The 16435-nt window shown below is 33.9% G+C and carries 17 protein-coding genes; 4 read left to right on the top strand and 13 right to left on the bottom strand.

Annotation, left to right across the window (positions count from 1 at the left end; genetic code table 11):
- Nucleotides 1-14: 14 nt before the first annotated feature.
- The 4 genes from sufU to sufC all read right to left on the bottom strand — a co-directional run bounded on the left by sufU (nt 15) and on the right by sufC (nt 3814).
- The gene (gene sufU, locus NEH75_RS03620; RefSeq protein WP_055275595.1) at nt 15-455 is read right to left on the bottom strand and encodes a Fe-S cluster assembly sulfur transfer protein SufU; all 441 of its coding nucleotides are present in this window, start codon (nt 453-455) and stop codon (nt 15-17) included.
- A complete protein-coding gene (locus NEH75_RS03615; RefSeq protein WP_202966245.1) occupies nt 442-1680 on the bottom strand; it encodes a cysteine desulfurase in 1239 nt (412 codons plus the stop codon). The genes sufU and NEH75_RS03615 overlap by 14 nt, the downstream gene beginning before the upstream one ends.
- A gap of 4 nt (nt 1681-1684) precedes the next feature.
- Complete coding sequence (gene sufD, locus NEH75_RS03610) at nt 1685-2902, bottom strand: Fe-S cluster assembly protein SufD (RefSeq protein ID WP_055304900.1); 1218 nt, start codon at nt 2900-2902, stop codon at nt 1685-1687.
- Between the two features lie 69 nt (nt 2903-2971).
- On the bottom strand, nt 2972-3814 hold the full coding sequence (gene sufC, locus NEH75_RS03605) for a Fe-S cluster assembly ATPase SufC (RefSeq protein ID WP_055243329.1): 843 nt from the start codon (nt 3812-3814) through the stop codon (nt 2972-2974).
- Between the two features lie 436 nt (nt 3815-4250).
- Here sufC and NEH75_RS03600 point away from each other — a divergent pair, with 436 nt between their 5' ends.
- Nucleotides 4251-5870 (top strand): Na/Pi cotransporter family protein, encoded by a 1620-nt coding sequence (locus NEH75_RS03600; RefSeq protein ID WP_055304902.1) that lies wholly within the window; start codon nt 4251-4253, stop codon nt 5868-5870.
- A gap of 58 nt (nt 5871-5928) precedes the next feature.
- On the opposite strand, the gene NEH75_RS03595 is transcribed toward NEH75_RS03600, so the two are convergent.
- Nucleotides 5929-6126, bottom strand: coding sequence for a hypothetical protein (locus tag NEH75_RS03595; protein WP_055243331.1), 198 nt, complete (start codon nt 6124-6126; stop codon nt 5929-5931).
- Between the two features lie 148 nt (nt 6127-6274).
- On the opposite strand from NEH75_RS03595, the gene NEH75_RS03590 reads away from it, so the two are divergent.
- The gene (locus NEH75_RS03590; protein WP_055304904.1) at nt 6275-7237 is read left to right on the top strand and encodes a Na/Pi cotransporter family protein; all 963 of its coding nucleotides are present in this window, start codon (nt 6275-6277) and stop codon (nt 7235-7237) included.
- A gap of 214 nt (nt 7238-7451) precedes the next feature.
- On the opposite strand, the gene NEH75_RS03585 is transcribed toward NEH75_RS03590, so the two are convergent.
- The 7 genes from NEH75_RS03585 to glpK all read right to left on the bottom strand — a co-directional run bounded on the left by NEH75_RS03585 (nt 7452) and on the right by glpK (nt 13380).
- Nucleotides 7452-8696, bottom strand: coding sequence for an aminopeptidase P family protein (locus NEH75_RS03585; protein ID WP_055304906.1), 1245 nt, complete (start codon nt 8694-8696; stop codon nt 7452-7454).
- A gap of 185 nt (nt 8697-8881) precedes the next feature.
- Nucleotides 8882-9319 carry an NUDIX hydrolase gene (locus tag NEH75_RS03580; RefSeq protein ID WP_055304908.1) on the bottom strand — a complete coding sequence of 146 codons (438 nt, stop codon included), beginning with the start codon at nt 9317-9319 and terminating at the stop codon, nt 8882-8884.
- Between the two features lie 65 nt (nt 9320-9384).
- Entirely contained in the window at nt 9385-9507 is a 123-nt protein-coding gene (locus NEH75_RS03575) for a hypothetical protein (protein WP_257720679.1), read from the bottom strand.
- Between the two features lie 442 nt (nt 9508-9949).
- On the bottom strand, nt 9950-10630 hold the full coding sequence (locus tag NEH75_RS03570; protein WP_055276975.1) for a DUF554 domain-containing protein: 681 nt from the start codon (nt 10628-10630) through the stop codon (nt 9950-9952).
- A 267-nt stretch (nt 10631-10897) separates the two neighbouring features.
- Entirely contained in the window at nt 10898-11431 is a 534-nt protein-coding gene (locus NEH75_RS03565) for a GNAT family N-acetyltransferase (RefSeq protein WP_055304911.1), read from the bottom strand.
- The gene (locus NEH75_RS03560) at nt 11432-11758 is read right to left on the bottom strand and encodes an inorganic diphosphatase (RefSeq protein ID WP_055243337.1); all 327 of its coding nucleotides are present in this window, start codon (nt 11756-11758) and stop codon (nt 11432-11434) included.
- Nucleotides 11759-11892: 134 nt separating this feature from the next.
- Nucleotides 11893-13380: a glycerol kinase GlpK gene (gene glpK / locus NEH75_RS03555; RefSeq protein ID WP_055304913.1), complete on the bottom strand. Its 1488-nt coding sequence runs from the start codon at nt 13378-13380 to the stop codon at nt 11893-11895.
- Between the two features lie 131 nt (nt 13381-13511).
- Between glpK and NEH75_RS03550 the strand changes: the two genes are divergently transcribed.
- Both NEH75_RS03550 and NEH75_RS03545 read left to right on the top strand, forming a co-directional pair.
- Complete coding sequence (locus NEH75_RS03550) at nt 13512-14054, top strand: hypothetical protein (protein ID WP_055304915.1); 543 nt, start codon at nt 13512-13514, stop codon at nt 14052-14054.
- Nucleotides 14055-14131: 77 nt separating this feature from the next.
- Nucleotides 14132-14590, top strand: coding sequence for a hypothetical protein (locus tag NEH75_RS03545; protein ID WP_055243339.1), 459 nt, complete (start codon nt 14132-14134; stop codon nt 14588-14590).
- 725 nt (nt 14591-15315) lie between these two features.
- On the opposite strand, the gene NEH75_RS03540 is transcribed toward NEH75_RS03545, so the two are convergent.
- Complete coding sequence (locus NEH75_RS03540; protein WP_055304917.1) at nt 15316-16323, bottom strand: helix-turn-helix transcriptional regulator; 1008 nt, start codon at nt 16321-16323, stop codon at nt 15316-15318.
- Nucleotides 16324-16435 lie beyond the last annotated feature (112 nt).

Raw genomic sequence — 16435 nt, 5'->3', positions numbered from 1 at the left:
ATGATTTTTTTATGTTATTTTTTTATTTCGTTAATTGCTTGCTCAGCAGCTTTCCATGAAATAGTTGCACATTTAACACGTGCTGGGAATTTAGACACACCTTGATAAACTGGTGCATCTCCCATATCTAAATCTTCATCGAATTCATTACCTTTAACTAACTCATAAAAATTGTTTGTAATATGCTGAGCTTCGTCTAATGTTTTTTCTTTTAATGTTTGAGACATAACCGAAGCTGATGAACAACAAATTGAACATCCAGTTCCTTCATGACGTAAGTCAATGATTTTACCGTCCTCTACTTTAACTTGAACCGTAATATCATCTCCACATGTTGGGTTTTTTAAGTGAACTTCATGATACCCATCTTCTTGTAATAATCCTTTATTACGAGGATTTTTATAATGATCCATAATAACTTGGCGATATAATTGCTCTAAATTAGAAAAAGACACCGTCGAAAAACTCCTTTCCTTTACGAGTGGCTTCAATAAATGCATCCACTTCTTCTTTTGTATTATATAAATAGAAACTTGCACGTAAAGTGGCTGGTTGACATAACCATCCCATTAATGGCTGTGCACAATGATGTCCAGCACGTACACAGACCCCTTCGGCATCATAAATAGTGGCTGCATCGTGTGGATGAACCCCATCAATATTAAATGAAATGATTCCAGTTTCAGCATCACGATTAAAAATCGTTACCCCACCTAATTCTTCAAGTTTTTCAACCGCATAGTTTCGTAACTCTAATTCATGTGCTGCAATATTATCAAATCCAATTGCCTCTAAATAATCGATAGCTGCTCCAAGTCCAATTGCTCCAGCAATAACTGGTGTCCCTGCTTCAAAACGATAAGGAGCATCTTTCCATGTTGATGTTACTTCACCAACGATATCAATCATTTCACCACCAAATTCCATTGGCTCTAATGCGTTTAATAATTCATATTTACCATATAAAACACCAACACCTGTTGGTCCACACATTTTATGTCCACTGAAAGATAAGAAATCACAATCTAAATCTTGAACATCAATTTTCATATGTGGAGCTGCTTGAGCTGCATCAACTGAAATGATTGCTCCTACTTCATGAGCTAAAGCTGTGATTTCTTTAATTGGGGACACATATCCCATCACGTTAGAAACATAGTTAATCGCAACAACTTTTGTCTTATCACTTAAAACTTTTTTAAAATTTTCTACTGTAATATGACCTGTTTCATCAAGTGGGATGAATTTTAAGACAGCACCTGTCACACGAGCCACATGTTGCCATGGTAAGAAGCTACTATGATGTTCTAGCTCAGAAACAATGATTTCATCCCCGGCTTTTAAATTATATAAACCATAACTTTGAGCAACTAAGTTTAGGGCGTGCGTTGCCCCTTTAGTAAAAACAATTTCTTCTACCTTTTTAGCATTAATTAATTGTTTAACCTTTTCACGTGCTCCTTCATATAATTCCGTTGCATCGTTACTTAATTGGTATACACCGCGATGAACATTAGATGTTTTCTTCGTATTGTAATGATTTACGGCGTCAATAACCACTTGAGGCTTTAACGTTGTAGCACCACTATCTAAATATACTAATGGATGTCCGTTCATCGTTTCCTTTAAAATAGGGAAATCTTCACGGATACGATTGACATCGATTGACATTGTCTCCACCTCTTTAAGCATTAATTTTACGTTCAATAACCTTCACGAATTCTGATTTGATTACCTCGCTACGAATATCATCAATGAATGGCATTAAGAATCCGTAAATAATTAAAATTTCAGCTGCACGACGCGTTAATCCACGACTCATTAAATAGTATAATTGCTCTTCGTCAATTTTACCAACACCAGCCGCATGTCCAGCTTTAACATCATACTCGTCAATTAAAAGAATTGGATTAGCATCGGCACGTGCTGTTTCAGATAAAATCATGGCACGGCTTTCTTGTTGTGCATTCGATCCATTCATTCCTTTATTAATTTTTCCGATTCCATTGAATGTTAATTGAGCACTATCTTTTGAAACCCCATGGCTGACAATATGTCCTTCTGTATAAGGAGCCAAGTGTTCAATATTGACTGTGATATTTTGTTTTTGTTTGCCTTCAGCAATCGCCACTGTTTTCACTTCAGCAGTTGCACCTTGCCCGACTAAAGCAACTAAGTTCTCAGAAACTGTATTTCCGTCATTTAAAGCTCCTAATGATAATAAGAAACTTCCATTTGCTTGAACATTTGCTTTACGACATTGGTAAACTGTTGAATCTTGGTGTAAACGATCCATCGCTGCATATTCAACATGTGCATTTTCACCAACAACAACTTCTGAAATCGCATTGATGTTTGCTTTTGAAGTATTATGATAGTTTTCGATATATTTGAATTGTGAACTTTGTTCTGCCACGATTAATGTGTGATTCATTAATGATCCATTTTCTTGTACATATACAACATTTAAGACATCATTAATCACTTTATTTTTTGGAACATAGATAAATAAACCACTATTTAAATGAGCAACATGCATTGCCACTAATTTATTCATTTCTACTGGTGTTACTGTCATGAAATGAGACTTAAATAAATCTTCATGAACCGTTAAAGCCTCTGTTAAGTTGGCTAATACAACTCCATTAAAGGCATCACTTAATTTCTTGTAAACAACAACGCCGTCACATACGATGACAACATTTTGTTCATCAGCATTCACTAAGTGCGAAACTGCTGCTGGGATTTCATTCTCTTTATATGAAACTGGAGCTTGTGCTTCAATGACATCGAAGGCCCAGTTTTTAATATTTGTACGATCTGCTTTTGGTAATTTTAATGAAGGCATCGCAGCTAAAGCTTTCGATTGCATTTCATTAACCCAAGTTGGTAATTGCGTCATCAATCTGACCCCTTTCATCTATAACTTTTAAATCTTATCAGTACATTTATTATATAAACAGTGTTTAGATTATAGGTCTAACATTTCTTTTGTAGCACATGTTCCGATTGATACGACTTTACGTTTTTCATCTTCAACGATTACTCGTTCATCTTCGATTCCTAATTCTTGTTTAATCCAATCGTATCCTTCACGATCAATACGTTCAATTAATTCTGGTCCACCAGATTTAACGATACGCCCTTTCATCATGATATGAACGAAGTCTGGTTTGATATGGTCTAATAAACGTTGGTAGTGAGTAATTAATAAGCATCCAAAGTTTTCACCACGCATTGAGTTTACTGCTTCTCCAACAATACGTAATGCATCAACATCTAATCCTGAGTCAATTTCATCTAAAATTGCAATATTTGGTTTTAACATTAACATTTGTAAAATTTCATTACGTTTTTTCTCTCCACCTGAGAATCCTTCATTTAAGTAACGATGTGGTAAATCTTCACGCATTTCTAATTTTGCCACACTCTTATCTAATTCACGAATAAACTTAAATAAAGGAACATCTTTTCCTTCTTCCATACGTGTTTGCATAGCTGTACGTAAAAAGTCTGAGTTTGTAACACCTGGTACTTCTGCAGGATATTGCATTGCTAAGAATAATCCAGCACGAGCACGCTCATCAACTGACATAGCTAATACATCTTCATTATTTAATGTCACATTTCCACTTGTTACATGATATTTAGGGTGTCCCATAATTGTAGAAGATAATGTCGATTTTCCAGTTCCGTTAGGTCCCATGATCGCATGAACTTCTCCGCCTTTAATTTCTAAGTTTACGCCTTTTAAAATTTCTTTATCTTCAACGTTTGCACGTAATTCTGATATCGTTAAAACAGGTTTTTGCATGTTTTATTTCCTCCATTCAAGTGATTTACATTTTTTCAAAGTAATTTTATTATACTAAATTCACATCTTAAAACCAAATAATATAGTAATCTTCTTTACAAATCGATATTTTTATTGTAGTAAAGCATCCAATCTTTGTTATTTTTAGATACGCAAGTTTATTACATACATATTTTTTTATAGATTTCTTTAAATCTTTATGCCTGTTGCAGAATAAATATATAGAAAGTGTAAAAGAAATAAAAAATAACAGAATTTCATAAAAAAATGTAGTTACACTAAAATTATAAAATGCCACCGTAAATAACGATTACTTTTTATTTTTTTAAAATACTATCGTTTTTTATCTTAAATATAGGTTAATCTATTAACATATTATTTTCATTTAGAGGATTTTGTAGTATTATGGAACAGGATAAAATTTGGAGGTAACTGTATGGAATACATTAATATCTTACTAGGTCTATTTAGTGGACTTGCCCTATTTTTATTCGGTATGGAATTTATGGGAGATGGACTTGAAAACGCAGCCGGTTCACGATTAAAATCATTCTTCGATAAAGCCATTACAAATCCACTTAAAGGGGCTTTAGTAGGAACAATTGTCACAGCAATTATACAAAGTAGTAGTGCTACAACCGTAATGGTCGTTGGTTTCGTTAACGCAGGTCTTATGAGCTTATACCAAGCAGTAGGAGTCATCATGGGGGCTAACATCGGGACAACGATTACTGGTCAATTAATCACATTCAAAATTGATGATTACATTCCATTATTCATCATTATCGGGGCGGCGCTTATCTTATTCATGAAACAAGAAAAGCGTAAAGAAATCGGTAAAATCGTCTTTGGGTTCGGTCTTTTATTCATGGGATTATCTCAAATGAAAGATGCAATGAGCCCAATTGCCCAAACAACATTCTTCCAAGACTTAATCTTAACTCTTGAAGGAAACATGTTCTTAGGAATTTTAGTCGGGGCAGCTATGACTGCAGTCGTACAAAGTTCTTCTGCATCAACAGCAATTCTTTTATCCCTAGCTGCAACAGGTGCAATTAGCTTACAAGTAGCGATTCCTATCCTATTCGGTAATAATATCGGAACATGTGTAACTGCCCTATTATCAAGTTTAAATGCCAATAAAGTGGCTAAGAAAGCTGCATTCATCCATTTATCATTTAACTTAATCGGAACATTAATCTTCTTACCATTGATTAATATCCTATCGCAAGTTGTGATGTATATGGGTGGAGATATTGACAAACAAATTGCCAATGCACATACAATCTTTAATATTGTCAATGCAATTATTTTATTACCATTTGCTGGTGTGTTTGTTAAATTAGCTAACTTAGCTCTTAAAGATAAAGAAGGTGAAAAACCAACGATTAATCGTTTAGATCGTCGTTTCCTTGAAACACCTGCGATTGCATTCGAGCAAGCATTCCAAGAAAGTTTAACAATGTATGATTTAGCAAAAGAAAACTTAACACTTTCAACAAATGCTTTAATTGATGGTAAAGTAACAAATCTCAAAAAAATCTTTAAAAATGAATCAGAGATTAATCGCTTAGAACGTGAATTATCTACATTCTTAGTGTCAATTTCTTCTCATGATATTACAGAAGTTGATACTAATCGTATCGCATCAATGATTAAAATCATAAGTGATATTGAGCGTATTGGAGATCATAGTAAAAATATCGCTGAATTAGCCGAAGAAGTTTCAACAAGTAAATTAACATTTACAAGTGATGCATTAGAAGAGTTAAGATTAATGTATAACTATACAATCGAATCGATTAATTCATCTTATGCAAGCTACAAAAATAATAATCGTCAAAAAGCAAATGACACAATGATTTTTGAAGAAAATATCGATCGCTTAGAAGAGTTATTACGTGATAAACACATCCAACGCTTAAGCCAAAACAAATGTAATGCTCATAGTGGTGCTGTATTCTTAGATGCTATTTCAAACTTTGAACGTATTGGTGATCATTCAATCAATATCGCTGAATATGTTTTAAGTTTAGATAATAATATGAAAAAATAATTTATATTATCCACAAAAAAACAAGTTAGGATGAATGTCCTAACTTGTTTTTTTATTTTTATTTAAGACCAAATACTAAGTCCATTAATCGTAATAATTCATTTGCCTCTTCTTGATTACGAATAGGATGGTATTTAAAAAAGTCTAACGTTTTTAGTTGAGCCTCACTAACTATTCGATCAATTGGGCCTCCTATTTCTAGAGTCGTTCTTAATCTTTCCTCTATCTCTACAACTTTGAATAAAATATGATTCATCTTCGCCACATCCCTTTCTATCAAATAAACTGACTTATTATGGCTTTAAAATGGACAGTTTATTCATTTCCATCGAAGAATTTATGGACTAAATTTTAAAGAGGGAACGTACAATCTAGAGATACTAACATCAATAGGAGTGAAAATAATGACTGTACTACCGATCATCCTTAGCTTATTTTGCGGTCTTGCTCTCTTTTTATATGGAATGCGACAAATGAGCAATGCCTTGAAATCATTAGCTGGCAATAAATTAAAAGAAACAGTTTCTACCACCATTACTTCTCCTTATATAGGAGCATTTATTGGTTGCATCTTTACCGCACTCGTTCAAAGCAGTTCAGCAATTACTGTGTTAGTCGTTGGGCTAGTGGATACAGGATTAATGACTTTATTACAAGCAACCGGAGTCATTATGGGAGCTAACATTGGAACAACGGTAACTACGCAATTGATTACACTTAATTTAACGGATTTTATTCCTTACTTTATTTTTTTAGGAGCTACCCTAATGCTCTTTTCTACCAAGAAAAACATTCATCATATCGGGCATTTTTTATTTAGTTTTGGGATGTTATTTCTCGGGCTTGGAATCGTTAAATCATCAATGAGCCCTATCGTCTCTTCTGGCCTTTTCCAACGACTCATTTTTAATGTTCAAGGTAAACCTCTTCTGTGTATTCTTCTGGGAATGTCCATTACCTTCTTAATTCAAAGTTCCTCAGCTTCAACAGCCATTCTCATCTCACTCGCTTCTACCAGAGCAATCACTCTTTATACAGCCATTCCTATTCTTTTTGGCCATGAAATTGGAACATGTATGACAGCTATACTATCTAGCTTAAGTGGTAATACAGCCGGAAAGCAGGCAGCACTCATTCACTTTACCTTTAATTTTCTGGGAACACTACTCTTCTTACCATTCATCGACAATCTAATAGATTTCACTGCAACCTTTAGTCCAACACCTGAACGACAAATTGCGAATGCACAACTTTTCTTCAATTTATCGACTGTATTCTTATTCCTACCATTTAGCAAACTATTCGTTAAATTTGCTGAAATGGTCTTTCATGAGAAAAAACAATCCACCTACCGACATTTTCGATAGAAAAAGGGAGCACTCATTTAAGAGTCTCCCTTTTGTTTACTTTTAATGTCTTTTTTAGTAATAAGCTATCACCCTACCAGCAGAGATACCTCATTAGTGGAGGATACTTTTCTTTCGAAAAAGACAAGGACTCCATAGCTAAGCTGACAATCGAAGATTGTTTCAATCCCTAGCAATTGAGGATACATTTTCTTCGAAAATGCCAGGGAACCCCTTAGCGCTGAGAACCCATGAAGTTCTCAATGTCTTCTACCGATTTGATGATGTCTTTTGATAAGTTTTCGTGTCCATCTTTTGTCACTAATATATCATCTTCGATACGGATTCCGATTCCTTCTTCAGCAATATATAATCCTGGTTCAATTGTAATAACCATACCTGGTTGTAAGACACCACCACGTCCACCAACATCATGTGTATCTAATCCTAAATAGTGTCCGATTCCATGGTAATAGTATTTTGATAATTCTTCATCTTTTTCAATTAACCCAAGTTTCTTACATCCTTCAGCTAACTTTCTACGAGCAAATTCATTAACATCTTGTAGAGGAACTCCAGGCTTAATGATTTCAATAGTTGCTAACTGCGCATCTAAAACAGCCTGATAAACATCACGCTGACGATCTGTAAACTTCCCGTTAATTGGGAATGTACGTGAAATATCAGAACAATAATAGTTCCACTCACATCCTAAGTCAAATAAAATTAAATCTCCATCGCGACAGATTGAATCATTTTTATCATAATGTAAAACTGTGGCATTAGCTCCAGAAGCTGCAATCGTATGGAACGATGTCTTTTTAACCCCTTCTGTTTTAATCGTGAAATTATAATATGCTTCTAATTGATACTCATACATTCCTGGTTTTGAGTTTCTCATTAAACTCTCAATTCCTAAACGTGTTTTTTCAATTGCTGTACGCATATTTGCAATCTCATCTTCTGATTTAATTAAACGTAAAGCGGTAATATCGTGATAAATATTTTGTACGTGCAAAAATGGATATTGACGTTTTAATTCTTTGGCAAATAAAGTTTGAATCGTATCTGAATGATGATATGATCCACGTTCAAAGTCAAAGTACGCATTTTCAAATCCTTCGTTTAATAACCAACGACCTAACATGTTGCGTAACTCACTTTCAGGGAAGACATTTTTAATTCCTGAAATTTCTGTTGCTTCTTCTTTACTCATTCGTTTTCCAGTCCATTTTTCTTCTACTTCTGAAACTGTCTCAATGAATAAATAATCTTCCATAACTCCATTAAATTTACGTAAGACATACGCCATTTTTGGACGATCTAAGTTCGTTAAGTAATAGAAGTTACGATGTGGTGTATATTCATAAAATTGATCACCTGAACGCACGGGTGCATCTCCTGAAAACAAAATTAATAACGAGTTATCTTTAATATTGGCCCCTAATTTTTGACGTCTAAATTTTAAAGTGTCTAACATAAAAGCTCACTCCTTTTCAAAATATTGCTACTATTATAGCATATATTAATTCATTCAATTATTGTTTTTTTGTAAGAATTTTATTCATCTCCTATTTTAGACGAAAAAGTCGAATTTAATCATAGAAAAAGACATCCTGAGTTACAGAATGTCTTCTTCTATGACGAGACACTTGTCACCTCATCCTACAATAAGTGAGTCACTTGCTTAATTGCCCATGCTTGATGATCAAGATGTAATTGACTTAAACAATCCTCTAAACTCATCCAGACTAATTCATGGTCATGTTCAATCGGCTGTGCCACTTGTTCAAGATACGTCGCTAAATAAAAGTGTCCTATTGCATGTAAATAAAGATCACGATACATCGAATAGTAGTAATTAGATGCCTTACAAACAAATTGATTAATTTCAATCTCCCAGCCAAGCTCTTCTAAGCATTCACGACGTAAACAAGCTTCTTTACTTTCAGTGCCTTCTAGTCCACCACCTGGTAAAAAATAACCATGAGGTAGACGAATAGTAGCCACTTCATTTTTATCATTTAAAATAATGGCATAAACCCCTTCTCGATCAACATACGTTTGACCAGATAGCTTTTCACCAAAAACATCATCAACCATTTCGTACACTTCCAATCTTTAATTAAATCTCACCGCTTATTTTTAAATAATAACCAGGAATTGCATCAATTCCCCATTACACGTTTAATATCAGTCGAATTTTTAAACCAACTCTCTTTATTAATTCGTTGGATTTCAATCAGACAAATCATAATTTTAGCTTTCGGATATGCCCATTGAAAATACATCAAGCAACGTCTTGTATGAAATACTTGTATACAAAAAATGGCTTTTTCTACCTCAACTCCTAGTTAATCCGTCACTTGATGGCATTTATATACCTTTTTGAATTAAAACATCTCACATAAACACCTACTCTGTCTCATATGGATGAGGATATTATTTGATCACCTCATCAGGTAGACTAAGGTCATCTGCAAGTACACTATATTTCCCCGCAAGAAGATCGTTAGCATCTTCTTTCGATCATCATTTAGCTGCTTGAAAACAAGACCGTAGAATAAAGATAATATGCTCTGTCTCTAACTCGTGATCAACAAAAATACATTCGGTAATATCCCTAATCACGAAACATCCACTTATTTTCACTTTCGATTATAACGAGTTCAATATACAACATTTGTCACTTTTTGACCATTTTGATTGATAAGTGCAAAAAGTCACTAACCCCTACATGATTAAAGATAAAAGAATGGGAATAAAAATTGCAGGAACAAAGTTCATTAATTTTAAATTCGTCATTCGAAGCATATTCAAGGCAAGTCCAATAATTAATAATGATCCAACCCCCGTCATTTCAGCAATCACCATATCAGTTAAAAAAGGAGCCATCAAACTCGCAAGAAAGGTGATTCCACCTTGATAGATCAAAACCAAAACACTTGATAAGATAACTCCCACTCCTAAACTCGTTGAAAAAATTAACGCTGATATTCCATCTAACATTGCTTTCGTATAAAGCATCGAGGTATCACCTTTTAGTCCATCTTGTAAAGCGCCAACAATCGCCATGGCTCCAACACAAAACAATAAACTTGCACTCACAAATCCTTCAGAAATTGAAACATATTCATCCTTACTTTTAAACTTATTCTCTAGCCAATTTCCTAATTGAGTCACACGTTCATCTAAATCTAATAACTCACCAATTAACGTTCCAATTACCATTGATAAAATAAGCATTAATACATTTTTTGCTTGTAGCGTTCCACTGATACCAATATATAGTACACATAGTGCTAACCCATTCATGACTTGATTTCCAAATCGCTTAGGCAATCCTTTTTTTAATACAAGTCCGATACTCCCCCCTAAAATAATCGCCCCTGCATTCACAACTGTCCCTAACACTATGACGCCCCCTTTCTTTTGTCATGAAGAAATTATACATAAATCTTTCAAAAAATAACAGTAAAGAAATTAAAAAAAGATTCACAGCTATGTACCCAATAACTACACTCTAAGAAAAAGAAAAAAACTAAATCAATTGCCACTGAATCACCTCAACCACAATCAATCTAGTTTTTTCACTGCTAATCACACCCCTATTGCTCTTTTATTATAATACACTTATTAAGCTTCATTTGTCATTTATTGTAAAATATCCCCTTCAAATTTCTACATTAATTTCAAGATTAGTGTGTTAAATCGTTTTTTAATAACTTTAAACCCTAACTTCTTATATAAAGCTAATGCTTCCTGATTTGTCTTCATCACATCAAGAAGATATTCACTTACTTTTATTTCATCCAAAATATATTCTATTAATTGTGTCGCAATGCCTTGGCGACGAAAGCTTGGATGTATAACTAATGAATTTAAATATATTTGATTATCATTCACAACAACTGCGTCTCTCATAACCTTGTAATAAAATCGTAGAAATTTAGACCACCCTGTCATCTTTCTAACATCTTTTAGACTCACTTCAAATGAAGCATGTTTCCTCGTTGAATAAGTCAATACACCTACCAGTTGTTCTTTATACAATGCAATAAAGCATTGTTCACACCTCATCGCAGTACTAAATAACTGAATTAATACCTCTTCCTCTATTTTTAAAGTTAAAAATATATCCTTAAACTGCTCAATTAAAAAGCTAACAACTTGGTTAATTTCATAAAATTCAACTCGTCTAATTGTCACTTCCATCTAATCACTCATTTCAATTGTCGATTGAAAAAATCTTTCTTGAAATTCAACTAAAGCCTTAATCTGTGATTCATTATATCGATACCGATCGCGACAAACAACTAACTTATCTTCCACATCATCTTGTCGATGAATAATCGCCACGACATAACCTTCAAATCTATCTAATGGTTCAAACTCTCCGATAACATAAGCATCTACTTCTTCGCCATCACCCGCTACAGTATCTGGAATATAGCCATAATTCAACGGATAAATGAACCCATGTTTCGGATGTTTTGATCCGAGTGGACGATCCATCATCACAGTAACTTTTTGACCAATCATCACTTTCGCTCCCTTCTTATTCCGTACGATAAAGCTAAATAAATTTTACTATAACTAATAACTACTCTTTTACTTTTATATGACGATATAAGAAGCAATCCTTTTTAATCATTCAACGTATTAATTCAGTTCTCTTATGATTTGAAAAGACGTACCGCTGCAATGGCTTTTTTCCATCCTCCATACAGTGTTTCTCGTTGTTCTTCTGTAATTCTGGCCTTATATTGTTGATTCGATTGCCAATAAGAAGCAATCTCATCCATACTCTTATAAACACCCGTTGCAAGCCCTGCTAAATAGGCGACACCTAAGGCGGTTGTTTCTGTTGTCATCGGAACAGATACATCAACTCCTAAAATATCACTTTGAAATTGCATTAAAAAGCTATTTTTAGCAGCACCACCGTCTACTTTTAAAACATTCATCGAATGCCCTAAATCTTCTTCCATCGCGGTGATTACATCTTTACTTTGATATGCAATCGCTTCAAGCGTCGCACGAATAAAATGTTCTTTGCTCGTTCCTCGGCTTAAACCAAACACACCACCACGAACATCACTATCCCAATAGGGCGTTCCTAGCCCAACAAAGGCTGGGACAACATATACACCACCGCAATCTGTCACACGATTTGCATAGTCTTCCGAATCTTTAGCATGTTTAATTATGCGAAGTCCATCGCGCAACCATTGAATGGCGCTCCCACCAATAAACACGCTCCCTTCTAAGGCATAATGTATTTCATTATTAATTTTCCAAGCAATCGTTGTTAGTAAACCGTGGCTTGAAAGGACTGGCTCAGTTCCTGTATTCATTAAGACGAAACATCCCGTTCCATATGTGTTTTTAACATCACCTTTATAAAAGCAATTCTGACCAAATAAAGCTGCCTGTTGGTCACCACAAACTGCAGCAATGGGTAGCGGAATCCCTGTCATATAATCCATCGTATACGTATAGACTTCTGAAGTTTGTCTCACTTCAGGTAAGATACTCTTTGGAATACTGAATAGCTCTAGTAATTCCTCATCCCATGTTCCTGTATGAATATTAAATAGTAATGTACGTGAAGCATTCGTCACATCTGTAATATGTGTTTTTCCCCCTGATAGCTTCCAAACTAAGTAACTATCCACCGTCCCAAATAACACCTCACCTTTCGCCACTTTCTCTTGAATTCCTGGAACATGATCTAGTAAAAAGCGAATTTTTGACGCAGAAAAGTAAGGATCAATTAAAAGCCCTGTCTTTTCTTTAACGATAGCTTCTAGCCCTTGAGCTTTCCAGTTTTCACAAATGGATTCTGTCTGTCTCGATTGCCAGACAATTGCATGATAAAGTGGGCGCCCTGTTTTTTTATCCCATAAAATTGTTGTTTCACGTTGATTTGTAATCCCAATTCCTTTAATATCCTGAACATCAATTTTAGGGGATAATAAGACGCTATTTAAAACAGATAATGTAGAAATCCAAATCTCATTCGCATCTTGCTCCACCCATCCCGATGTTGGATATAAACAAGTAATCTCACGTTGTGACTGTTCAATAACCTGACCTTGTTTATTAAAGACAATCGCCCTTGTACTTGTCGTCCCTTGATCAATTGCTAGTATTAAGTCCATTTCACCCTCTCCTTTAATAAAAGAAACCGTTTTACTTATTATACCACGTTTTAATTTTACCAATCATATAAATGATAAAGCCTCTGCTATGTGCATACAGTTTATAGACGACGTAATTTATTGGAGGATTTATGTTTAAAAAACTGAAGCGTCAGCTCATGCTTGCCTTAGTGCTTTTTCTTATCGCCGATTTATTGGCGATTTATCTGACGACAACTCATCCTTCATCGATTCCAAAACATTTACAATCCCGCTTAACTCACAAGATTGAGATAGTGGATCAAATTCGTGTGAATGAAATGGAATTTATCCTCTATCATGACTTAGCAACAGATCAATTAGATATCGCCTGGTATGAACCCAATGCTCTTTTATTTTGGCGATATAACTTTTCTGGGGGGCACACCACTTCAAGTGGAGCCTATGTGAACCGATGTCAGACCTATCAAACATCAGATTATTTCCTCGTTTGGGGAATCAATGAAGACTTACGAGCAAGTACGTTAAAAATATCATTAAACAATGAAACCTTTATTGAAGATTTATCACAAGAGCTTTATTTTATAAAGGTTTATCCTTTAAATGGAGAATTTCCAGATACCATTTATTGTTCATTTTATAATAAAAATCATGAAAATATCTCTTCTTATTTCTTCGAATCTTTTAGTCAATAATGATACAATTTCGTCAAATTCTCCCTTCTTGTTGAATAAACTATAGGTAAGACAAGAAATAAAAGGGGGATTTTTCTATGACTAAAGAGTATTATATTACTTATAAGCGTCATGAAGGCTCTATTGACTTTAGTGGAAATGGAGTCGACATTTATTACCTCTTCTTTGTCATTCATGAATTAGGGCGTCTGATCTATGAACTTGAGTATGAAGATATTCTAGACCCAAATGTTTTAGTAACCTTGAAACAATTAAACCTTCATCAAACCATTGCAGAAATTGAACGTATGATTCGATACATGAGCAAACACCCAGCTCCTTCCATTGAACTTATTGCTCATGTTGAGACCAATTATGATGAAGACCCAACAGCTACTATTCAACTCATCGAAATGAATGGAAAACATTCCAAAACAGAACTCATGAGTGACCTTTATCTATTCCAATTATTTTCTCACATGAATTTGTTGCAAGGTTATAGCTTTTCAGATTCAGAAGTCATCACTGAATCAAAAAAAGATTATCTTCTCACATAAATAAAACCACCCATTTTTTCATGGGTGGTTTTACATTTTAGATCTCCAACACATTGAAGTTTTTAATAATAAAGTTGCCGCCAAAAGCAAGTGATGGTGACAAAGTAGTGATTAATCACCTATTTTTCAAAAAAAGTTAATACATTCCTTTCGTGTAATCACAATTGCTTCATCCCCCTCAGAATGAAACGATAACTCTATCATTAGAGCTTGTGAGTCACAAAGATTAATTTACCATATGCTGAATGCGGTTTCAACATAAAAGATGTGTCTTTTTGATGGTATTCGATTGAAATCCTCTCCAAGTAAAAAGAATATCATTCAATTTCATCAAATAATGCTAACACAATACCTAAATAAAAAAGCGACTACTTCCTCCCAATTAGAAGCAATCGCTTAATGAAGCTTTCCCGATATAAAACTTCATTTCAAACTTATAAACTATCATAAAGTAAATAATAAAAATTTAAAAATTATTTTTCCATTATTAAAGTAATAACCCCTTATTACTTTATACTTTCCCCGCTAATTAAACTCTCTCGCATCACTCTAATCTTAATAATTTACCCTAAATAAATACCCATTTTGTATTGACATTGATTATAAATCTCCCAAATTTATAACCCATCAACACTAAAAAACGAAACAATTGAATCAAAACATTACCCATAATTTATTTTATATCGGTTCCCACGCCGATATAAAACCCCAAATAACATGATCCCCTAAAGGTTATACATGTTTGATAAACGTCTAAGTTCATCTTTCATTTCTTCCACTAAGCTAGGTGGAGATAATACTTTGATACTGCTTGATTGACTGAATAACCACATGACAATCCCTTTACCATATACTTCAGCCTCAATTACATATTTATCAAAGTCTTGTTCTAAAATGGTAGCCGTTGGTAAACGATCAAGTACAGGTTCAATTTTTGGACCATAAAATTCAAACTTTAATTTAATTAACTCGCCAAGAAACATAAACTGTATTCTTTTTCTAAACTCTCCTTCTTCAAATCGGTTAGAATAAGGCAAGTAAAATTGACGATTTATTACACGATAATTTTCAAATCGATCAACTCGAAAGACTCGCAAATAATTATTATTTAGTGTTTCACTACTATATGAATCATATTTCGTTTCTTCCATATAGCCAATTAAATAAAAGTAAAAATCTGAAAACATGATACTTACTGGTTTTAAGTGCCGACGTAATCGTTTATGGTCTCCTCGAATATATGAGACTTCTATAATCTGTCGATTATGAATAATCTCACTTAACTCCCAAACTTTATCTAATACATCGCGATTATGTTTTAATGGAACATAATTAAATAATTCGTTTCCAATGAGCTCTTTAATCAATTTACGATCCGATAACTCTAGCTGATTCAGTAATGTATTAATTAAATAATTCATTTCTTTCTCGTTAAAAGCTCGACTCGCTAATAAAATCTTTACCATCGCTAACAAACCTTCTCGTTTCAAGTTTTGATTCTCGCTTCCTAGTAGCTGATAACCACGATATTTACGGCTATATTTTAACTCTAAACTTGCATATTCAGGCTGATTTGCTAAATAGAATTTGATTTGCTCAATATCTCGTTGGATTGACTTATTATTTACACCAAACTCAAAAGCTAATTGTTCTTTATTTAATACCTTTCCCTTTACTAAACGCTCATAAATAGATAAAATCCGATGAACTCTGTGATCTTTCTCTTTATACATTATTATACCATTTCCTCAACATTATATCATTTTACCTGGACATACATTGTCCATTTATATAAATTATATGACATTTATCACATTTTTTGTATAAAATATACAAAATTACACA

Source organism: Turicibacter sp. T129 (assembly GCF_025594975.1).
Lineage (GTDB): Bacteria > Bacillota_I > Bacilli_A > MOL361 > Turicibacteraceae > Turicibacter > Turicibacter bilis.
The sequence above is the reverse complement of the archived record's forward strand: the minus strand, read 5'-3'. Positions and strand labels throughout refer to the sequence as shown.